The sequence below is a fragment of the Allobosea sp. 05T422_2 genome (assembly GCF_056396265.1).
On the sequence record NZ_JBFTLD010000064.1, the window covers coordinates 1 to 19694 of the forward strand.

Genomic DNA, 19694 nt, shown 5'->3' on the forward strand with positions numbered 1-19694 from the left:
GCCTTACGGCAGGGGCTGTGCGCAAGGGCGATCGAGCCTTACGGCAGGGGCTGTGCGCAAGGGCGATCGAAGCCTGATGCTCGCCGAAACCAAGAACGGTAGCGCGAGGGAGGTGCTGTTGTCCGATCGAGCGTGGGCCGATCTCAGCGCGCATGCCGAGGGCCTCGACGACGCCGAAGTTCTGTTTCCGGGCCGCGGGACCATCGACTTCAGGTGGAAGCTCGCGAGAAAGGCCGCGAAAGTTAAGGGGTTCCGAATCCACGATCTCCGGCACGAGGCTCTCTCAAGGATGGCAGCGCGCGGCGTCGACATCAAAACGATGATGGCGCAGTCCGGCCACAAAACGCCTGCGATGCTCCTTCGGTACTTGAATCCCACGCGAGAAGAGCGCCGCCGAGCTCTGTTCGGGGAATCAAGTCCACCGCCTGACGCGGCATCGAATCCCGCGTCGGTAAAGGCCGATCCGGGCGCGGAGACTTCCGCATCGTAACGCCCGGATCGGCCGGATTCAGTTATCCCGGGACAGGTCAATCCTTCGCGGCCGGAGAGTGCCGGCGGAGCCGGCGCGAACCGGCCGCCATCGACGACGCCMCCGCGAGGGGCGTGAGGCCCCCTTGGAGGGGGCCGGAGCCGGATCCTATRGTCCGGGGGTGAAGTAGACGTCGTTTCCTATCGGGCGTGCTTCCAGACCTTCACGGCGGAGATGACGAGGATCAGGGCCAGTCCCGGAAGCAACAGGCTGGCCGGGACGACGCCGAGCAACTGGCCACCGATGAAGGCGCCGACGATGGACCCGGCGGCCATCGCGAGCAGGAAGGTCTTGTTCCGGCCGATCTCCGATCAGTGCGCCGGAGTCGAGGGCAATGGTGATCTTGAGCCTCGCCATGTGGCTTCCTCGACCGCATGCCCGTTCCGGGCGACGCCTTCGGCTTGTGCCTTGCACCGCCGGCGGTGAACATGATCACGGCGCCGGTCATAGGGATGGGGATCCCTCGCGGCGCCGTGCACTAGGTAAGGTCATGTTCGTCACCGGCAGCGCACAGGTCAACCTTCCCCGTCGTTACGGCCGGTGAGCCCCCGGCTCGGACACTCCGTTCCGAGCCGACGTCCTCGCCTTCCCTCCGAAGCAAAATTCGTTGACGCGACCAGCGTCCGCCTCGCGAAATCAGACGGAAAGGCTCCATCGGCGCCTTCTCCTGGCTGGACGCACGACACTGTCGTCGCGGCAAACACCGGCTGGGAACTCGATCCGGAATGCTGGGTGGTATCGGACGCCCGGCGCGCGGTGCTGGACGGCCAGACACATCATCTTGCCGCCCTCTTGGAGGAAGCAGGAGTTCCGGCCCGCCAAGATGCTTCCGTGGTGGCGATCGGGGCCGTCACCGGCATCGTGACGCCAGTCTCCCCTTGGCGGCCGATCCGGTTCTTGCCTGCGGTCGCGTCTCGCGATCGCCGCCCAATGCTCAACGCCCTGCGGTACTGGATCGAGAAGGTGCACCCGCGAAGCCGGTATCTTCGCTACGGGGTGATCACCCACGGTGATCTCGTGCCGGCTTTCGGAGACCTTCGGAAAGCCCTCCAGACGTTGGCGCGCGACGTCTCGAAATGGGCGGATGAAGCCGACGAACGGTATGGGATCGTGGTCCATTTCCGCGGCTCCGAGTTCACCAGAAAATCAGCGACCGAACGCGAGCTTGATCCGGAGCGATACCCTGGCGACCCGGTGCTGTATCACCCGCACGCGAACGTGCTCTTGGAGCCAACGCGGCTTCTTCCGAAGGAAGGGCCCGGCTCATGGAGCAAGTTCCTAGAGTGGACACATGAGTTCTTCGGCGCGCATTGGGAAGATAACGGACGCATCAAGAACGTGCGCGAGTTGGTCAAATACGTCGTCAAGCCCGGCGATCTGGTCGAGGGCGCGAAGCCCCTCGACTCCCGGGAGGCGCGATGGCTGCATGAATCCCTGTTCCGATTGAACTTGGCCCAGCCTCTCGGCGCGTTCCGTACCTACTGGAAGACACTGGCGGACAGTAAGAGGAAGGTAGCCGCCGTCCGTGCCAAGAACGGAAGGGGGCGGCTCCACGTGGTCCCGAAGGCCACTCGCCTCAACCATTCGCGGCCTCGGCCGCATCAGCAATCGGGCGATGAGTGCAATGAGGGCGTGGCGGCCAAGGCCGCCAGCTTGGGAGCGCCGGCGAACACGATCTTGGGCGTGACGCTACCTCAATGGAAACACACTCCGTGGGCCGAGCCTTTGATCCTGGTACAGAACTATGAGCCGAAGCCTTGGGGGCAGGCTTCGAAGGATCGGCTGGCAGAGGTTGACTACGAACGGCATGCGGCCCGGAAGGCATGGGACGCGGCAGGAGCACCGGAACCGGCCGTGGCACTTCGGGTGGCTCGGGCGTGGCGCGCGGGCGGCAAGGCAATCGTGACGCCGTTCCGCCGCGACCCACGGGAGGCCGCGGCGGGCTCCTATAGAGTTCACAACAGTAGCTTAACTGTCCGGGATGAAGTGCGGCACGAAGGGGGTGTCGAAAGGAGTCATCGGCCTCCTGACCTGGGGGGAGCGACGTTCCTGAAGCTTCCCGGAAGGCCTTCCATCGAAATCGAAAGCACCTTCATCAACATCTTCGACGCTCCGGAACGGAGCGAAGGGCGAGGCGTGGCAGCATGACGTTAACCCTGGGCGAAAGTCGGGGGCTCCATTCCCTTCATKGGCTCTCCAGGAAGATCGCGGCGGCACGCTGCCGCGATCAGGAGAACGCGATGGGGAAGGTCATCAGCATCCGGCCGCAGCCGACGACATCGAGGTGGGGACGGATGCCGGACGGTAGCTATCTGTCGGAAGCGACGCTCACGAGTCCCATGTTCTGCGTGGGGCTGGAAGTCCGTCGCGATGCTGGACGGTGGGCGTGGCTCGTCGCCGACAGCGACGGCGAAGGCGACGTCACCGTGGTCGTGCGGAGCGGGCATGCGCCGTCCCTCGCAAAAGCCCGATCACTCGCGGAAGGCGCGGCGGCGGCGGTTCTGGATGACGCTGTGCGATACATCGCAGGCCGGGCGGCGTAACCGTATCGGCTTGCCGGAGCGAGAACGCGGGGCGACCTTCGGGTTCCCCCGCGTTCTCGCTCCGGGATCCCCTCGGGAGAGGCCCCGGCAAGGCCCGCGGAGCGCCCTCGGAGAGCCGACGCCATGCAATGGCGTTAGTCGGTCACTAAGACCTTCCGCCGGCGGTCCCGCGAGCTCACGCTTTCAGGCATGGGCACGACAGGATTCCAGTTCATCCATTTGGAGGCATACTCCCGCAAAGCCGACACGGCCGGACGCTCGGTATCGTGGGTGCTCGATGAGGCAGCGCGCGCCCCCGGAGCATGCCCGCATGTGTCGGCACCGGCAGCACCTGAGATCGTCTTCGGCCTCCCCGTCGAAGAGGTCCGTCGCCGCCACGATGAAGCCTGCGCGGGGGCGAAAGCCATTCTTGCGAACGGGAAGACTCGCGCGATCAGCAGCGGTCAGAAAACCATGCTGACGGTGGTGGCCAGCCATCCCGCTTCCATGAATTCGGTTGATGCCGATCCTGGGATCGCGGCCGACGTCGCGGCGTGGGAGGCCCGCACTGTCGCTTGGCTCCGGGCTCAGTACGGAGACGGACTCGTCTCGGTCGTGCGGCATGTCGACGAGTCCCGTGCTCACATCCATGCCTATATCCTTCCCGCCGATCTACGGGCTACACACCTCCACCCCGGGACGGCCGCCAAGCGCGCGATCGCGATTGCCGGCCCGGGGGAGGGCGAGGATTCGAAGACACTGAATCGTCGCGGTGATGCGGCGTACCGGCAGGCGATGAGGGAATGGCAAGATGGGTATTGGGAACAGGTGGGCTTGCCTTCCGGGCTTGCGCGTCTCGGCCCAGGCCGAAGGCGTCTTTCGCGATCGAAATGGCAGGCTGAGAAGGCCGCTGCCGCCGCGACGAGGCAAGCTCTCAATCGTGCCGCGCAGATCAACGCCCGAGGCAGTGAGTTCGCCGCCAAGACGATGACGGATGCGGCAGCCGTGATTGCCGCGGCGCAAGAGAAGGCAGTGGCTGCACAAGCGCTTCACGACACCGCCGAGGTCCGCGAGAAACAGGTGGCGGCCATCTTCAGCCGTGCTGATCGGCAGGCGACGGAGGCGAAAGCCCTTCACGCTACCGCCCAAGCCCGCGAAAGGAAGGCGTCCGAGACTCTCTCTCGTGCCGGCCGGCAGGCGGAGCGGATCGTCGCCGGGGCTGAGGCACGGGCATCGCTTATATCTTCGTTCGGTTCCAGGCTCCGATCGCTATGGGATGGACTGCGCCGTTCCTCGATCATGGAGGCTGCTCGCCGGGCAGTGGCAGCCGACCTTTCCCGTGAGCGAGCCCGGGCGGACGAAGCTGCGCGGCGAGTTCTCGAGGAAGCTTCGCGGAGGCAGGAATCGGAGCGCCGGGCGCGCGCGGCGGCCGAGGCTGCGCGGGTATCCGCGCGCGAACGTGACCAGGCGCGGCAGTCGCTTGCCGCGATGCGGCCTGCGGCTCCGGAGGCAGGCAGGAGGATGGGACGATGATGCGGAACAGGGGGAGGACGTGCTCGGAAATAGCAGCCGCGCGCGGGCGCCATGCTCGTGAGCGGAGACGGTCTGCGGGAGAATCACCTCTTCGCGGGGAAATCGTGTTCGGCATGACCTGGCTGGCAAGCCTGATGGCAAGTCTGGCACTGGCTCCGTTCCGAATTCGCTCCGCCGGATCCCGGGATCCGGTCACCTACGTTCCGACGCCTCGCGAGCTCGGTGTGCCCGGCCCGCTGCGACACCGGCCAAGTGGACGTCTGCATGGGCGATACCGCGCGGCGCCGAGCATGAGCCGCATCCTGCGCGACTTGAAACGTCCTGCGGCGCACGACGCCGCCACGTCGGCGCTCATGGCGCGGATCGGCGGCGACGCCATCACCCTCGGGTGGGTCGTCGCGATGGTGGACGCGGGCGGCATCTGGCGGTTGGCTCTCCACGCTCGTCCAGGAGTCCCCGATGCCGACGTCGTTGCCGCGTGGCAGGCCGAGGCCAGAGCCGATCGGGCCGCGGCCGAAGCCGAAGCCGTCGCAGCTTTGAAGGCCTCGATTGCCGCCGCGAACGCAGCCGAGGGGAACGACGATGGCGGCCATACGTTCGCCCCGCCTCGGCCCTGAATCCCATGATGGATCACCCCATCCAACCCAAACTTTGCGTCCTACATGCTTCCTACGGCCTCGTTTCAGCGACTGAGAAGCGAAATAGGGAACTTGATGCCCTTTACGGCCTCGACCCTGCACCCGCCAACCGCTGTGCGACCGCGTTACCGTTCTGTCAGCGATTGGCGGTATCCTGTGATTCCGCTGAGTCGACTGGGACCTTTTTCTTGACGTCCTTTCAGCCGTGAGCTCCAGCTTCCTTACGAGCGGTCCGAGGAAAACAAATGCGCAATACACTGACATCATTGGAGCTTTGCGCGGGTGCGGGGGGGCAAGCTCGTGGCCTCGAATTGGCTGGTTTCGATCATGCCGGCGTGGTCGAGCTGGACGGCGATTGCTGCAAGACGCTCCGCCTGAACCGGCCTGAATGGACCGTCCACGAGGAAGATCTGAACCTATTCGATGGTCGGGCCTATAAGGGCATTGACCTTCTAGCCGGGGGGCTTCCGTGCCCTCCATTTTCCGTTGCGGGAAAGCAACTCGGCAAAGACGACGAGCGCAACCTATTCCCGGCGGCGATCCGGCTCATTGATGAAACTCGGCCGAAAGCCGTCATGATTGAGAACGTGCGCGGTTTTCTCGATGCCGTGTTCGAGGACTACCGTGGTTACATCAAGGGCGAGTTGCACAAGCTGGGCTACGAGGCTCACTGGCGGCTTCTGAACGCTTCGGATTATGGCGTACCCCAGCTCCGCCCGCGCGTCGCTATCGTAGCTCTCCGGAACGACATCAAGGACGGCTTCGACTGGCCCACTCCGAACCCGCATGACGCTCCAACTGTCGGCCAGACGCTGATTGACCTGATGGCCGCGAATAAGTGGCGAGGCGCGAAGAAGTGGGCCGCGGGTGCCGACGAGATAGCGCCGACGCTCGTCGGCGGATCCAAAAAGCACGGCGGCCCAGACTTAGGTCCGACTCGCGCACGCAATGCTTGGGCTTCGCTTGGGGTCAACGGCAAGTCGCTCGCAGAGGAAGCCCCGGAACGCGACTTCGTGGGTATGCCCCGACTGACCGTGCGCATGTGCGCGCGCATCCAAGGTTTCGATGACCAGTGGATATTCCATGGCCGGAAGACCGCCGCCTACAGGCAGGTCGGCAACGCGTTCCCGCCCCCAGTGGCCCGAGCGGTTGCAGAGAAGCTGAAAGCGGCCATGGAACGGCGCTCTACCTACCCCGTTGCGGTTCCGGCCTGAGATCTATTCGCCACAAGTCATGTCCGCTAGCTTGCGGGCATGGCTCACCAGCCCCTTGATTCGCATCATCCCGATTTCCCTTCCGTAGCCCCGATCGTGGAAGCGATCCTTGCTGCGGCCGGCGGCCTCTCCGAGTTTGAGGTACGTGTTCCTCTGCTCCTCCGGACGGCCATCGATGAGGTGGTAGACGCTCCAAGGACAAAACGCTTCCTGCTCAACGAGACCGAGAAGACCGAAAAGACATATCTCGGGACCAAAGTCGAAATCCTGATCCGCTCCTATCTCGGTTTCGAGAAGGGTTCGATTTTGGACATGAATGTCAAAGGCGCAGAGGTTGATATTAAGAACACGATGGGATCCAATTGGTCGATCCCCAAGGAGAACGTCGGCCGTCCTGCTCTTCTCATCAGGTCGAGCGAGTTGCATTCCGTCTGCGACGTGGGTGTCGGAATTCTTCACGATTCGTATCTGCGCGCCGGCGAGAACCGGGACACAAAGCGCGGTCTGGCCGCGGCCCACTTCAAGGACATCTGGTGGATCCTCAGGCAGCACCCCTATCCGGTGAACTTCTGGCAACTCCTCACGGTGAAACAGCGGCAGCAACTGATTAGTGCGGGTGGAGGTACGAACCGCTTGGCTGCGTTGTTTGAACTGGTCCAGCGTCGGCCGATATCGCGAACGCAGGTGCAGGCCCTTGCCCAGCAGCATGACTACATGAAACGTATCCGGCGAAACGGCGGAGCCCGGGACATCCTGGCTCCGAAGGGCATTGCGCTGCTTTCCGGAGCATACGACCACGCAGCAATACAGGTGCTTGGCCTCGGCATTGTCACACGAGAAGAGTTTATCTCGGTCATGCCAAAAACTGATGCCGAACGCGCCATCCTTCGCGACGCAGGTTACATCGACTAGCCTCTGATTTCACGGTTCTCAGTGCCCGCGCGCAGCCACTCTGCCGCTTGGCGAGCAGTGTCTTCAAGCGCAGCGGTTCCCTTTCGTCGGAAGGAGCATTCCCAAATAACGAGATGCCGCCAGCCAGCTACCTCCACCGCGGCCAGGTTGCGCGCATCTCGCTCCCGGTTCTTCTCGATCTTCGGAGACCAGTAAGCTTGATTGGTGGCCGCGGGCTTTACTTCCCCGCAGTCATGTCCGTGCCAATAGCATCCGTGGATAAAGATCGCGGCTCGATGTTTCCGGAACACCATGTCTGGCTTTCCGGGAAACTGACCCGAATGGAGTGAGTACCGGAACCCCATGCCGTGCAGTGCCCGTCGGATAGCGAGTTCCGGCCCGGTATCTTTGGCCCGGATTGCGGACATCATCCGCGATCGGACCTCCTTAGTGACAGTGTCGACCATCGAGTTGTCCGAGATTGGGGGTCTGTTGAGCCGACCGGGCTCCCGAATCTCGACGCCATTTTAACGCGGCCTGGGGGGCAACTTGGCGTCGGAAATGCGGTGAGTCGCTGTCTGGAGCCGCTGCAACAAGAATCTTGTTGCAGCATTGTTGCAGCCCGGAACGTGCCCTCGCCAAAAGGTTGTAGCTCTCAGCTGTTCCCGTCAACAGAATTTGCTATTATTCTACCAAGGGTTAGTGGCGGAAGGGGTGGGATTCGAACCCACGGTGGGCTTGCACCCACGGCGGTTTTCAAGACCGCTGCCTTAAACCACTCGGCCACCCTTCCGGTTGGCCTGTCATTGCCGGGTGCGAGGCGTTTTTGYAAGTGCGATGACGTCAGGCCAAAATGAGTTCCCCGTTGCAGCGTCCGGATCAGCCCGCCACGAGCAGGTGAGTCGGGCTGGCGTTGGGCGGGCTAGGCACGGAGATGTCCCAAGCTGGCAGACTGTGCGCCGGATTTGGCGGAGCTCCGCCTCAAGGGCGTCTTGACGAGTGTTTGGCCGCCGATAGGGCCATTCCCAGGGGAAAATCACCGCCGAAAGTCGCCAAATGACAGCGTTGCATTGTGGCAACGCCTGTCCGAAAAATGGCGGCGGAATGGTCGCGGGTTGACACTTGCCGCATTTCGGACACCTTTGTGCCCGCTCAAGGGCATCCTAGATGCCGGATCGGGGCATTCGCGCTCGGCGAGTCGCCCGTTTAACGATCCCTTTACAGGATTGACCGAAAACTTCGGCTTCGCCGCAGGATGCGGCTTGGCCGGGCGATGGCTTTCGGCACAACGACGGACGACCATAATGATGCGAGGCGCAAGCTCTTCGGCTCCGGCATTGGCCCGTGTGGTAACCGACTCGGACAGAGCTTCCGCTTCCTCCCCCCTTGCTCTTCGTGCCGCGCGGCTTGGCTGCGTGGCACTCGCAGGTCTCCTCCTTGCCAATTGCGCGAATGATCAGGTTGCGCGTCGCAAGTCGAAGGAGATTGGCGCATTCCCCTCATCGAAATACGGCCCCGCCAGCCCCCGGGTTGTCGCGGACGGCCAGCCCGTTCCGAAGGGCGGCGGCCGCGAACTCGTCGGCAAGTCCTATTCCGTCGCGGGCAAGCGCTATACGCCTTATGAGAAGCCGGTCGGCTACACCGCAGTGGGCACCGCGTCCTGGTATGGCGAGGCCTTCCATGGCCGCCGCACCGCCAATGGCGAGGTCTATGACCGCGAAGGCATCAGCGCCGCGCACCCGACCATGCCGCTGCYGGCCTATGCCCGCGTCACCAACCTCCTGAACAACCGCTCGATCATCGTCCGCGTCAATGATCGTGGCCCTTACCATGGCGGCCGCGTCATGGACGTGTCGCAGAAGACGGCCGACGCGCTGGCCTTCCGCCATCTCGGCACGGCTCGTATCAAGCTCGAATATCTCGGCCAGGCCTCGCTTGGCGGCTCCGACGACCGGCTTCTGCTTGCAACCCTGCGAACGGATGGTATGCCGGCTTCGATTCCCGGCACCAGCGCCCCGACCATGGTCGCGAGCAACGCCGCGGTTGCCACCAACCGCACGGCGAGCCCGGATCTCGAGGACCCGCGCGACGAGCAGGCTCGCCAGCCTGTCGTCGAGGCCCCGGCGGCTCCGCAGCCGGTCGTGCAGGCCTATGCGCCGCAACCCGTCCGCACCATCGCGCCAGGCACTCCTGTCGCCGCAACGCTGGTTTCGACCTCGTCGAGTGCCGGCATCCCGGTCCGCGGCGCTCCGCTGCCGCCGAACCGTCCCTTCGACCTCGACACCATCGCCAATGCTGCGACCCCGGTTCTGCTCCGCCCGGCCGTCCTGCCGCCACGGCCGCCGGCATTGCGCACCGCCAGCCTGTTCGCCGCTCCCGAGCGCGCCCCGGCCGAGCGTTTCGCGCGGAATAACCCGCTGGCACGGGATCTGGTTCCGCAGACATTGCGGCCATTATCCCGCAATTGACGCGTATCGGGCTTGACCGGCTGAGCCCCGCTCTGCTTCAGATCGGGGCATGAACCCGCCCCGCTATCGCAATTCGATCGCTACGAGATTTGCGGCCGCCACACGCGCGGCGTGGCGGCTCTCTTTGTCCTGGCGGCTTCGGCTCCCGCGCTGGCCCAGAGCTTCCAGTCGCTCGCTCCACACGCGATTCTGCTCGATTCGGCCACCGGCGCGGTGCTTTACGAGAAAGCCGCGGACGAGCTCATGGTCCCGGCGAGCCTTGCCAAGCTTGCGACTGTCCTGGTGGCATTCCAGGAAATCGCGCAGGGCCGGCTCACTCTCGACAGCGAGATCGGCATTTCCGAGAACGCCTGGCGCAAGGGCGGCGGCATTTCCGGCGGCTCGACCATGTTCGCGTTGGTCCATAGCCGCATCAACCTCTCCGATATCCTGCAGGGCATCATCGTCCAATCCGGCAATGACGCCTCGATTGCGCTCGCCGAGGCGATCGCCGGAGATGAGGCGAATTTCGCGCGGTTGATGACCGAGCGGGTGCGTGCGCTCGGCCTGACCAAGTCGGTCTTCCGCAATGCGACCGGCATGGGCGACCCCGAGCAGAAGGTCACTGCCCGCGAGTTGGCGCGGCTGGCGGATCACATCATCAAGACCTACCCGGAGCTCTACAAAATCTTCGGGCAACGCGAGTTTACCTGGAACAAGATCAGGCAGCAGAACCGCAATCCGCTGCTGACCATGGATATTGGCGCTGACGGCCTGAAGACCGGCAATATCGATGAAGCCGGGTTCGGCCTGGTCGGTTCGGCGGTGCAGAAGGGGCAACGGCTGATCGTCGTGGTGAACGGGCTGAAGTCGGGCCGCGACCGTGCGCAGGAAGCGCGCAAGCTGCTCGAATGGGGCTTTCGCTCGTTCGAACCCCGCCAGCTCTTCGCCGATGGCGAGATCGTCGGCGAGGCCAGCGTCTACGGTGGAGCCAAGGGGCGGGTCGGGCTCAAGGCCAAGGGCCCGGTGAGCCTGCTGCTGCCGCGCGGCAGCAGCGACCGGTTGAGCGCGCGCATCACCTATCGTGGGCCGCTGACCGTTCCCGTCCAGGAGGGCGCCGAGGTCGGGCGGCTCCTTGTCACACGCGGTGAAATAAAGACGCTGGACATTCCACTCTACGCGGCCGAGACGGTCGAGGCCGGCAGCCTGCAGAGCCGCGCGCTCGATGCGCTGATGGAGGCTGCCACTGGCTGGGTGCGCAAGGCGCTCGGCAGGACCTGAGCGGCACGTGTCATGACAAAGGGACGTTTCATCACGCTTGAGGGCGGAGAAGGGGCCGGCAAGTCGACGCTGGCGCGCGCGCTCGCCACGCAGCTCGAGGCCGCGGGCATCCGTTCGGAGTTGACGCGCGAACCCGGTGGTTCGCCCAAGGCGGAAGCCATTCGCGAAGCCATTCTGTCGGGCCGGGTGAAGCATCATGGGCCCTTCATCGAAGCGCTGATGTTCTCGGCCGCCAGAATCGACCATATCGACCAGCGCATCCGGCCGGCACTTGCGCGGGGCGACTGGGTGATTTGCGACCGTTTCATCGATTCGACGCGGGTCTACCAGGGCACGCTTGGGCGCATCGATCCCAAGCTGCTGGCGRAACTGGAACAGGTCACCATCGACGGCCTTACGCCGGATCTGACGCTGATCCTCGATCTCGACCCCAGGGTCGGCCTCGCTCGCGCCGCCCGTCGGCGGGCGCCCGGCGAGGGCAAGGACCGCTTCGAGGGCGAGGCGCTCGCCTTCCATCGCAGCTTGCGCGCGGCCTATCTTGCAATCGCCGAAGCCGAACCGGCGCGCTGCTCGGTGCTTGATGCGACGCTCGCTCCGGAGGATCTGGCCCAGGCCGCCTGGGCGGTCGTGCGCGAGCGCCTGCCGCTGAACCAGGACGCCTGATGCGCGAGAGCAGCAACGAACCGGACCGCCTTCCCGATGCGCCGCATCCGCGCGAGACGCTGGCGCTCGTCGGACATGCGCGCCAGGAGCGGAGTTTCCTGGATGCGCTGCGCTCAGAGCGCCTGCATCACGCCTGGCTTCTCGGCGGTCCCGAAGGCATCGGCAAGGCGAGCTTTGCCTATCGTGCGGCGCGCTTCCTGCTGGCTTCGGGCGATCCGCTGGCGCGCGCCGGCTCGGTGGAAAGCCTGGCGATGCCGGAAGAGGATCCGGCGACGCGGCGCGTGATGGCCCAGTCGCATCCCGACCTGCATCTGCTGCGGCGAACGGTGAAGCCGGACGGCAAGGGCGTGACCAGCAATATCCCAGTCGATTCCGTCCGCCGCGTCATCGACCGGTTCGGAACGAGCGCGGCCGAAGGCGGTTGGCGTGTCTGCATCGTCGACAGTGCCGAGGACATGGATCGCTCCAGTGCCAATGCGCTGCTGAAACTGCTCGAGGAGCCGCCGCCGCGCGCCCTTTTCCTGATCGTTGCCCATGCGCCCGGACGGGCGCTGCCGACCATCCGCTCGCGCTGTCGGCTGCTGACATTTGATGCGCTGGACGAAGGCGCGGTTGCCGAGGCCGGCCGGCTGGCGCTTGAGCGGATGGGATCGCCGTTCGACGCCTCCGCATTGATGCGCGCCGCAGCACTCGCGGACGGTTCCGTACGGCGTGCCCTGACCTATGTCTCCCCGGAGACGCTGGCGCTGGTCGAGGCCGTCAGGGCGCGTCTCGATGCCTTGCCGGGCGTCGATCTCACCGCGCTGCTCGCGCTGGCGGAAGATGTCGCGGGCCGCGCCGGCGAGAGTGATTTCGCGATCATGATCGACACCATTCAGAGCTGGCTCGCCGCGCATCTCCATGCGCATGCCCATGCCGGCGCGGCTCGCCTTGCACCGCTGGCGGAGGTATGGGAGAAGCTGGGTCGCGCGGCCCGCGAGGTGGAAACCTACAATCTCGACCGCCGGCCGCTCGTGATCTCTATGTTTCATGATCTGTCGGAGGCTGTTCGCCGGTCGCGCGCAGCTTGAAAGCGAACCGTCCGGACTGAACGATGGCCCAGGCCCCGAAATTCTATCTGACCACCGCCATTCACTACACGAATGGCCCGCCGCATATCGGGCACGCCTATGAGATGGTGGCCTCGGACGCGATTGCGCGTTTCAAGCGGCTGGACGGCTATGACGTCTTCGCCATGACCGGCACAGACGAGCACGGCCAGAAGGTGCAGCGCACCGCCGGGCAGAACGGGCTCGACGCGAAATCCTATGTCGATCAGGTGGCCCAGCGCTTCCAGGAGATGGAACAGACGCTCGGCTGTTCCTTTGACCGGTTCATCCGCACCACCGATCCGGATCACCTGCCGTCGACCCATGAGCTCTGGCGGCGCATGGAGCAGGCCGGCGACATCTACCTTGCCAAATATTCCGGCTGGTATTCCGTGCGTGACGAGGCCTTCTACGGCGAGGAGGAAACCACCCTCCTGCCGGACGGCACGCGGCTGGGCGGGCAGGGCACTCCGGTCGAATGGGTCGAGGAGGAGAGCTATTTCTTCCGCCTGAAATCCTTCCAGGAGCGGCTGCTGAAGCTCTACGAGGACGTGCCGGATTTCATCTCGCCGGCAACGCGCAAGAACGAGATCGTCAGCTTCGTGAAGGGCGGTCTCGAGGATCTTTCGATCAGCCGTACCACCTTCGACTGGGGCCTGCCGGTCCCAGGTGACCCAAAGCATGTGATGTATGTCTGGGTCGACGCGCTCAATAATTACGTCACCGGCTGCGGCTTCCCCGACGAGACCAATCCGCGCTGGCACTATTGGCCCGCCGATGTGCACATCATCGGCAAGGACATCGTGCGCTTTCATACGGTTTACTGGCCGGCTTTCCTGATGTCGGCCGGGCTGCCGCTGCCGAAGCGCGTCTTCGGCCATGGCTTCCTGCTCTCCAAGGGCGAGAAGATGTCGAAATCGCTCGGCAATGTCGTCGATCCATTCGGCCTCGCCGAGACCTATGGCGTCGACCAGCTGCGCTATTTCTTCCTGCGCGAGGTCTCTTTCGGCCAGGACGGCAACTACAGCCACGAGGCCATCATCGGGCGCATCAATGCCGATCTTGCCAATGATCTCGGCAATCTGGCCCAACGTTCGCTCTCGATGATCGCCAAGAACTGCGAAGGCAAGGTGCCGGTGCAAGGCGCATTGAACGAGGGCGACGAGGCCATGCTCGCTCTTGCCGATGGCGCGCTCGCCAAGGCACGGGCAGCGATGCAGGATTTTGCCCTGCACGTCGTGCTCGCGGAGATCTGGGCGCTGGTGGCGGAGGCAAACCGCTATTTCGCGGCCAATGAACCCTGGCGGCTGAGCAAATCGGATCCCGCCAGGCGCGACACCGTGCTCTATGTCACGGCGGAAGTGCTGCGCCAGGTCGCAATTCTGACGCAACCGGTGATTCCGAGCTCGGCCGGCAAGCTGCTCGACCTGCTTGCGGTCGGCGCGGAGGCCCGCAGCTTCGCGAGCCTGGGCGAAGCCGGGCGTCTCGCCAGCGGCACAGTTCTGCCTGCACCGAGCGCGATCTTCCCGCGCTATGTCGAGCCCGATGCCGGGCAGGTGGCCTGATGTTGATCGATACCCATTGCCATCTCGACTTTCCGGATTTCGCCGAGGATCTCGCGGCCTATGTCGCGCGGGCCGAGGCGGCAGGGGTCTCGCGGATGGTGACGATCTCGACACGGGTTTCGCGCTTCGGGACCTATGCCGGGATCGCCGAACGCTTCGCATCGGTGTGGTGCACCGTCGGCACGCATCCGCACGGCGCGCATGAAGAGCTCGACGTCACGGCCGACCAGCTTGCCAGGTTGGCGGAGCACCCGCGCTGTGTCGCAATTGGCGAGGMCGGGCTCGACTATCACTACGACAAGAGTCCGCGCGATGCGCAGGCGCAGGGGCTGCGCACGCACATTGCCGCAGCGCGCATGACCAGGCTTCCGCTCGTCATCCACGCTCGCCAGGCCGACGAGGACATGATCGCGATCCTGCGTGAAGAGACGGAGATGGGCGCTTTCCCGGCCATCCTGCACTGCTTCACGGCAGGTCCGGAACTGGCTCGGGTCGGCGTCGAGCTCGGACTCTACGTGTCCTTCTCCGGGATTCTGACCTTCAAGACCTCAGAGGATCTGCGCCAGATTGCGCGCGATATCCCGATTGATCGGCTTCTGGTCGAGACCGATGCGCCCTATCTCGCCCCGGTCCCGTTCAGGGGAAAGCGCAACGAACCGTCTTACGTCGTTGAAACGGCGAAGACTCTCGCCGACGTGAAAGGAGTCTCCTTCGACGAGATCTCGCGCGTCACGACGGAGAATGCGCGACGCTGCTATTGGAAGATGGATCACGCGGCGCCTGTGGCGCAGGTCGCCTGAGCAGCACGCCCAAGATGGCCCTGACGATCACGATCCTCGGCTGCGGTTCTTCTGGAGGCGTACCCCGGCCGGGCTCGGGCTGGGGGGCCTGCGATCCGAAGAACCCGAAGAACCGGCGTCGGCGCTGCTCGATCCTTGTCGAGCGCAATGGCGGCAACGGGACGACCAGGCTGATCGTCGATACCACGCCGGATCTGCGCGAGCAGTTGATCGATGCCGAGGTCAAGCATCTCGATGCGGTGCTCTTCACTCATGACCATGCCGACCACACCCATGGCATCGACGATATGCGGGCGCTGGTGCTGCATATGCGCAAGCGGATTCCGGTCTATGCGGATCCGGTAACGGCCGCGACCTTGCGGACGCGCTTCGGCTATATCTTCGAGACGCCGCCCGGCAGCCTCTATCCGCCGATCCTCGAGATGCAGTCGATGCTGGCCGGCGAACCGCTGACGATCGAGGGGGCAGGGGGCGGTATTTGCGCGCGCCCCATCGCGCTGGAGCACGGGCCGGGTTACGAGGCTCTCGGCTTCCGCTTTGCCGATCTCGGTTATGTACCTGATGTCAGCCTGATGCCGCCCGAGGCCAAGGCCACCCTGGCCGGCCTCGACGTGCTGATCCTCGACTGCTTGCGCGAGACGCCGCACCCGAGCCATTTCAGCCTGTCGCAGGCGCTGGAGGCAATTGCCGAACTGGCCCCCAGACGCGCGGTGCTGACCAATCTCCATATCGACCTGGACTATCAGAACCTGTCCAAGCGCTTGCCTGCGCGCATCGCTGTCGCCTTCGACGGCATGAGCCTGACGGTCGACGGCTGAGGCGAGAAGAGGGCACCCCGCCCCCGGTTCGGCCTCAGGCAGCGTTCTGGTGGTGCCATTCGTCCAGATAGGCCAGCACGGTCTTCAGGTCCGACACATCGACATAGCGGCGGCCGAGATCGCGCAGATTGTCCCTGTGTGGCTGCTCCTCGATATCCCCGACGCAGTCCTCAGGCACGATGGTGCGGTAGCGATAGCTGAAGGAATCGATCGAGGTCGCGCGAATGCAGCCGCTGGTGTTGCAGCCGGTGACGATCACGGTATCGACGCGTTCCTTGGTGAAATAATCGCTGACACCGGTATTGAAGAAGATCGACGGACCCTTCTTGCACACGGTCAGATCATAGGACGCATCATAGATGCGTGGATCATGGGCGACGCTCGGATGGTCGTGCAGGAAGGTCTCGCGCACGGCCGTGATCTTCCAATAGGGCATTTCCCGCTCGTTCATATAGGCGGTGTTGCAGTTGGCGACCGGCACATTGTAACGGCGCGCGACCTCGAGCAGAGTTGCGGTGTTCTCGAGGGCACGCATGACCAGCGGTGCACCGCCCAGCGGATACTGCGGATCGGTAAAGCCCTTCTGGAAATCGACCACGACAATGCCTGGCTTCCTGCCGAACCCGACCGGGATCTCGCCATAGCTGCGGTTCTGGTAATCGTCGCTCATCGCGGCTCTCCCTGCTTGCTGGCATGTTGTCGAGGTCATCCTTGATTGCACTAAAAAAACAAGCAAGATTGTTTTTCTAATACTGTATCGCCGAACGCCGGCGAGGCGAGGGCGGCCATGTCGAGCCCGAGGAGGAGAAGGTGAGCAAGGCAGAGCGGCAGCAGCAGATGCGCAGCATCATGACGCGCGAGCGGCTGATCCAGTCGACGCTCAATGAGATCTTCGAGGTCGGCTATCACGCCGCCACCACCCAGGAGATCGCCGCCCGGGCCAATGTCTCGCGGGGCGCCTTGCTGCATCATTTCCCAGCGCGGGCCGACATCGTCCTCGCCGCCATGGAGGAACTGCTCGAGGACGGCACTCGGCAGATCAGGGCCGTGGCCGACGAGGTCCAAAGCGGCAAGATCTCGCTCGAGGGGTTCGTCGAGTTCCTGTGGCAGCTCTTCTCGGGCCGGTTCTTCTATCTCTCGCTGGAGATGATCACCGAGGCACGCAACGATCCGGAGCTGTGCGAACGGATGATTCCGGTGGTGAAGCGCTTCCATCAGGTGCTCGACGGCATTTGGTCGGAGTTTTGCGACCCGCAGAAGCGCCCGCCGCAGCAAGCGCGCATCATCCTCAATCTGACGCTTTGCCTGGTTCGCGGCATGGGCGTCCAGACGGTTCTGCGTCCAGACCCGGGCTATTACCGCGAACTCATCGAGGCCTGGAAGGCATTGCTGCCGCAGCTCATCGACGGCCCGACCGGGGATCTCATCTTCGCGGGAGAAAACGGCTCGAGGTGACCAGCGAAGGATCAGCGCTGCGACGACGCTAATCCTGGAGGTGCTTTTGCGCGATCAGCGCGGCTTCGACCCGGCTCTTGAGGCCGAGCTTTGCGAGAATGTTCGAGACGTGAAACTTGGTGGTCTGGATTTGCACCCCCGTCGCCTCGGCGATCTCACGATTGCTGAAGCCGCGCCCGAGCAGGCGTAGCGTGCGGTTTTCCTTCGCTGAAAGCGCTGCGATCTTGGTGATGACGGGGTCGACCTCCTGCTGCCCTCGCATCGCGCTCAGCAGGCGCACGGCCATGTTGGGAGGGACATAGGATTCGCCCCCTGTGATCGCCCTGACGATCGCGATCAGATCCATGGCCGGGACGCCCTTCAAGGCATAGCCCGACGCGCCGGCGTCCAGCGCCYGCAGCACGACGTCTTCTTCCTCCGAGACCGTCAGCATGACCACTTTCACCTGCGGCCATGTCTGGTGAATCCGTCGCGCCGCGGCAATTCCGCCGCCAGGCATCGACACATCGAGCAAGGCGACCTGCGGGGAGAGCCTTCCTACTAGCTCGAAGGCTTCGTCGGCCGACGCACCTTCGCCGACCACCTCCAGGTCACCACTTCCCGAAAAGATCTGCACCAGACCCGCGCGGAAGATCGCGTGATCGTCCACGACAACGATGGATTTTCGTTCACGCAACGAGCAGCCCTCCACTGAGGTCCAGGGTCATCTTGAGCAGATTGCCTCCGTCACCGAGGCGGCGTTTCGTCAATGTTCCGCCAAGGCTCTCGACCCGTTCCTGCAGGCCGTAGAGCCCAATGCCCGCGCTGGGAAGGTCTTTCTCTGCAGACGAAGAGTCGCCTCCGCTGTCGGCCACCGAGACATTCAGGAGCGTTCCGTCCATCCAGCTCCGCACCTCCTGACCTGTTGCCCCGCCATGGCGATAGGCATTGTTGAGCCCTTCCTGGACGAAGCGGAAGACGCAGATCCTGACGGCATGCGACACCGGCTGAGGCAGCTCGGTGGTGGCGAGAGCTACGGATGTTCGCGTGCGCGCTTCGTGTGCCCGCACAGCCCGCTCGATAACCATATGGAGCGGCAGGTCGGCGATCTCGGGAAGGACAAGCCCCTTGGAGATGCTCCTGATCTCGCGCATCGCCTCGTCGAGCGCCGACTGCATAGTCAGCAGGGAGCGATCGCGCGGGGCCTTGCTTCTGGCGTTGCGCGCGTCCTCGATCTTCAGGATCGAGAAGCTGATCAACTGGGCGGGGCCATCATGGAGATCCGCGCCGATCCCGCGGATGAACTGTTCGTTCAGCTCCGCGACCCGCGCCGAGGCGCGCTGCAGCCGGTCGGACAACTGCCGGTTCTCGAGCAGCAGCTGTTCGGTCTCTTCGACGCGCCGCTCAAGGGCCTTCCTTTGTGTCTCGATGGTTCGGCTCCCGCGATGGACGATGCCGAACAGGGCGAGCATGATCGCCGCCGTAACCGCGGCAATGACCAGCCAGCTGCTCCGTCTGAGCGCTGCAAGCTCCTCCCGGAAGGGCTCGGCCTGCTCGTGGATTTCGGCAACGGCAATGATGCGGGAAGAGCCTTCCAGCCGGATCGGGCTGTAGATTTCGAGATAGCGGGTCCTGATGCCCCGAATCACATGCTCGCCTGCACGAGGGTCGGCATGGTCGGCCGTGACCTCGCCCGTCAGCGCCCGCAACAGGCCGTTGGGGCGGTCGAACTGATGGCCGATGATCTGGGGGGTGTTGGAGTAGGCCACGACCCCATCCGGCGTCCAGACCTCGAAATAGGGAAAGCGGCGCTTCACGGCCTCGTCGGCGAACAACTGGTCGAGCCGTGCGATCGCCCCCGCCGACAAGCTCTGGGAGGTGGCAAGCTCCTGAACGGCCGGAGCAACCAGACTCTGCATGAACAAAGCGGTCGAGGCTGCCTTGCTTCTGATCGCCTCACGAGAAACCAGCTCGGTGATCAGATAGCCGGCCACGAGCATGGCGATCTGCATGACGAGGCCACCGGCGATCAGGAACTGCACCGACAGCGTCGCGCGTCGTGGCGCGGCCTTCCCGGCGGGCAAGTGCTGCAACGGCACGCCCGTGATCACGTCACTGCTCTCGAAGTCCTGAACCGGCTTCAGCATATCGCCCGTCGACGTCTCCACGCAGAGATTAGCTCAAACTGATGACTGTGAGATCACCATCTGGCAGCGCGATCCATCAGTATTGCAAGCGAAACCGGCCAAGCGGCCCGGATCACTTCCGCAG

General features: G+C 64.3%; 19 protein-coding genes, 1 tRNA gene and 1 pseudogene. 15 read left to right on the top strand and 6 right to left on the bottom strand.

Annotated features, from left to right (window positions below; genetic code table 11):
- A partial coding sequence (locus tag AC1DJT_RS13840; protein WP_476834252.1) for a site-specific integrase occupies positions 1-490 on the top strand: 490 nt, incomplete at its 5' end.
- A gap of 179 nt (positions 491-669) precedes the next feature.
- Here AC1DJT_RS13840 and AC1DJT_RS13845 read toward each other — a convergent pair.
- Positions 670-840, bottom strand: a pseudogene (locus AC1DJT_RS13845) (sulfite exporter TauE/SafE family protein); the annotation flags it as partial.
- Positions 841-1261: 421 nt separating this feature from the next.
- On the opposite strand from AC1DJT_RS13845, the gene AC1DJT_RS13850 reads away from it, so the two are divergent.
- From AC1DJT_RS13850 to AC1DJT_RS13875, 6 genes are all read left to right on the top strand, one after another.
- Entirely contained in the window at positions 1262-2677 is a 1416-nt protein-coding gene (locus tag AC1DJT_RS13850) for a hypothetical protein (RefSeq protein ID WP_476768707.1), read from the top strand.
- Positions 2678-2769: 92 nt separating this feature from the next.
- Positions 2770-3072 carry a hypothetical protein gene (locus AC1DJT_RS13855; RefSeq protein WP_476834253.1) on the top strand — a complete coding sequence of 101 codons (303 nt, stop codon included), beginning with the start codon at positions 2770-2772 and terminating at the stop codon, positions 3070-3072.
- 189 nt (positions 3073-3261) lie between these two features.
- Complete coding sequence (locus tag AC1DJT_RS13860; protein WP_476834254.1) at positions 3262-4584, top strand: plasmid recombination protein; 1323 nt, start codon at positions 3262-3264, stop codon at positions 4582-4584.
- Between the two features lie 290 nt (positions 4585-4874).
- Positions 4875-5201 carry a hypothetical protein gene (locus AC1DJT_RS13865; protein WP_476768710.1) on the top strand — a complete coding sequence of 109 codons (327 nt, stop codon included), beginning with the start codon at positions 4875-4877 and terminating at the stop codon, positions 5199-5201.
- A 266-nt stretch (positions 5202-5467) separates the two neighbouring features.
- Positions 5468-6436 (top strand): DNA cytosine methyltransferase, encoded by a 969-nt coding sequence (locus AC1DJT_RS13870; protein WP_476768711.1) that lies wholly within the window; start codon positions 5468-5470, stop codon positions 6434-6436.
- 39 nt (positions 6437-6475) lie between these two features.
- The gene (locus tag AC1DJT_RS13875; RefSeq protein WP_476768712.1) at positions 6476-7348 is read left to right on the top strand and encodes a NaeI family type II restriction endonuclease; all 873 of its coding nucleotides are present in this window, start codon (positions 6476-6478) and stop codon (positions 7346-7348) included.
- On the opposite strand, the gene AC1DJT_RS13880 is transcribed toward AC1DJT_RS13875, so the two are convergent.
- Both AC1DJT_RS13880 and AC1DJT_RS13885 read right to left on the bottom strand, forming a co-directional pair.
- Positions 7345-7794, bottom strand: a complete 450-nt coding sequence (locus tag AC1DJT_RS13880) for a very short patch repair endonuclease (RefSeq protein ID WP_476768713.1) — start codon at positions 7792-7794, stop codon at positions 7345-7347. The genes AC1DJT_RS13875 and AC1DJT_RS13880 overlap by 4 nt on opposite strands.
- Positions 7795-8030: 236 nt before the next feature.
- A tRNA-Ser gene (locus AC1DJT_RS13885) sits at positions 8031-8120 on the bottom strand.
- A 622-nt stretch (positions 8121-8742) separates the two neighbouring features.
- On the opposite strand from AC1DJT_RS13885, the gene AC1DJT_RS13890 reads away from it, so the two are divergent.
- The 7 genes from AC1DJT_RS13890 to AC1DJT_RS13920 all read left to right on the top strand — a co-directional run bounded on the left by AC1DJT_RS13890 (position 8743) and on the right by AC1DJT_RS13920 (position 15989).
- The gene (locus AC1DJT_RS13890) at positions 8743-9795 is read left to right on the top strand and encodes a septal ring lytic transglycosylase RlpA family protein (protein ID WP_476834255.1); all 1053 of its coding nucleotides are present in this window, start codon (positions 8743-8745) and stop codon (positions 9793-9795) included.
- A 111-nt stretch (positions 9796-9906) separates the two neighbouring features.
- Complete coding sequence (locus AC1DJT_RS13895; protein ID WP_476768715.1) at positions 9907-11055, top strand: D-alanyl-D-alanine carboxypeptidase family protein; 1149 nt, start codon at positions 9907-9909, stop codon at positions 11053-11055.
- A 12-nt stretch (positions 11056-11067) separates the two neighbouring features.
- Positions 11068-11718, top strand: coding sequence for a dTMP kinase (gene tmk / locus AC1DJT_RS13900; protein ID WP_476834256.1), 651 nt, complete (start codon positions 11068-11070; stop codon positions 11716-11718).
- Positions 11718-12788, top strand: a complete 1071-nt coding sequence (locus AC1DJT_RS13905; RefSeq protein ID WP_476768717.1) for a DNA polymerase III subunit delta' — start codon at positions 11718-11720, stop codon at positions 12786-12788. The genes tmk and AC1DJT_RS13905 overlap by 1 nt, the downstream gene beginning before the upstream one ends.
- A 23-nt stretch (positions 12789-12811) precedes the next feature.
- Positions 12812-14371 carry a methionine--tRNA ligase gene (metG, locus tag AC1DJT_RS13910; protein ID WP_441505587.1) on the top strand — a complete coding sequence of 520 codons (1560 nt, stop codon included), beginning with the start codon at positions 12812-12814 and terminating at the stop codon, positions 14369-14371.
- Positions 14371-15171 (top strand): TatD family hydrolase, encoded by an 801-nt coding sequence (locus AC1DJT_RS13915; protein ID WP_476834257.1) that lies wholly within the window; start codon positions 14371-14373, stop codon positions 15169-15171. The genes metG and AC1DJT_RS13915 overlap by 1 nt, the downstream gene beginning before the upstream one ends.
- Before the next feature lie 14 nt (positions 15172-15185).
- Complete coding sequence (locus tag AC1DJT_RS13920) at positions 15186-15989, top strand: MBL fold metallo-hydrolase (RefSeq protein WP_476775382.1); 804 nt, start codon at positions 15186-15188, stop codon at positions 15987-15989.
- A 34-nt stretch (positions 15990-16023) separates the two neighbouring features.
- Here the strand turns inward: AC1DJT_RS13920 and AC1DJT_RS13925 are convergent, their stop codons facing one another.
- Positions 16024-16659 carry an isochorismatase family protein gene (locus tag AC1DJT_RS13925; RefSeq protein ID WP_441505590.1) on the bottom strand — a complete coding sequence of 212 codons (636 nt, stop codon included), beginning with the start codon at positions 16657-16659 and terminating at the stop codon, positions 16024-16026.
- 140 nt (positions 16660-16799) lie between these two features.
- On the opposite strand from AC1DJT_RS13925, the gene AC1DJT_RS13930 reads away from it, so the two are divergent.
- Positions 16800-17444, top strand: a complete 645-nt coding sequence (locus AC1DJT_RS13930) for a TetR/AcrR family transcriptional regulator (protein ID WP_476768719.1) — start codon at positions 16800-16802, stop codon at positions 17442-17444.
- A 28-nt stretch (positions 17445-17472) separates the two neighbouring features.
- Here AC1DJT_RS13930 and AC1DJT_RS13935 read toward each other — a convergent pair whose 3' ends face one another.
- Both AC1DJT_RS13935 and AC1DJT_RS13940 read right to left on the bottom strand, forming a co-directional pair.
- Positions 17473-18120, bottom strand: coding sequence for a response regulator (locus tag AC1DJT_RS13935; RefSeq protein ID WP_476834258.1), 648 nt, complete (start codon positions 18118-18120; stop codon positions 17473-17475).
- The gene (locus AC1DJT_RS13940; RefSeq protein WP_476834259.1) at positions 18113-19570 is read right to left on the bottom strand and encodes a sensor histidine kinase; all 1458 of its coding nucleotides are present in this window, start codon (positions 19568-19570) and stop codon (positions 18113-18115) included. Before AC1DJT_RS13940 ends, AC1DJT_RS13935 begins: the two co-directional genes overlap by 8 nt.
- Between the last annotated feature and the right edge of the window lie 124 nt (positions 19571-19694).

Bases quoted from the DNA above. Each gene is read 5' to 3' on its own strand.
- AC1DJT_RS13860 (WP_476834254.1), top strand. From the start codon at position 3,262: ATGGGCACGACAGGATTCCAGTTCATCCATTTGGAGGCATACTCCCGC.
- AC1DJT_RS13880 (WP_476768713.1), bottom strand. From the start codon at position 7,794: ATGGTCGACACTGTCACTAAGGAGGTCCGATCGCGGATGATGTCCGCA.
- AC1DJT_RS13875 (WP_476768712.1), top strand. From the start codon at position 6,476: ATGGCTCACCAGCCCCTTGATTCGCATCATCCCGATTTCCCTTCCGTA.
- AC1DJT_RS13865 (WP_476768710.1), top strand. From the start codon at position 4,875: ATGAGCCGCATCCTGCGCGACTTGAAACGTCCTGCGGCGCACGACGCC.
- AC1DJT_RS13855 (WP_476834253.1), top strand. From the start codon at position 2,770: ATGGGGAAGGTCATCAGCATCCGGCCGCAGCCGACGACATCGAGGTGG.
- AC1DJT_RS13870 (WP_476768711.1), top strand. From the start codon at position 5,468: ATGCGCAATACACTGACATCATTGGAGCTTTGCGCGGGTGCGGGGGGG.
- AC1DJT_RS13940 (WP_476834259.1), bottom strand. From the start codon at position 19,570: ATGCTGAAGCCGGTTCAGGACTTCGAGAGCAGTGACGTGATCACGGGC.
- metG (WP_441505587.1), top strand. From the start codon at position 12,812: ATGGCCCAGGCCCCGAAATTCTATCTGACCACCGCCATTCACTACACG.
- AC1DJT_RS13925 (WP_441505590.1), bottom strand. From the start codon at position 16,659: ATGAGCGACGATTACCAGAACCGCAGCTATGGCGAGATCCCGGTCGGG.
- AC1DJT_RS13920 (WP_476775382.1), top strand. From the start codon at position 15,186: ATGGCCCTGACGATCACGATCCTCGGCTGCGGTTCTTCTGGAGGCGTA.
- AC1DJT_RS13905 (WP_476768717.1), top strand. From the start codon at position 11,718: ATGCGCGAGAGCAGCAACGAACCGGACCGCCTTCCCGATGCGCCGCAT.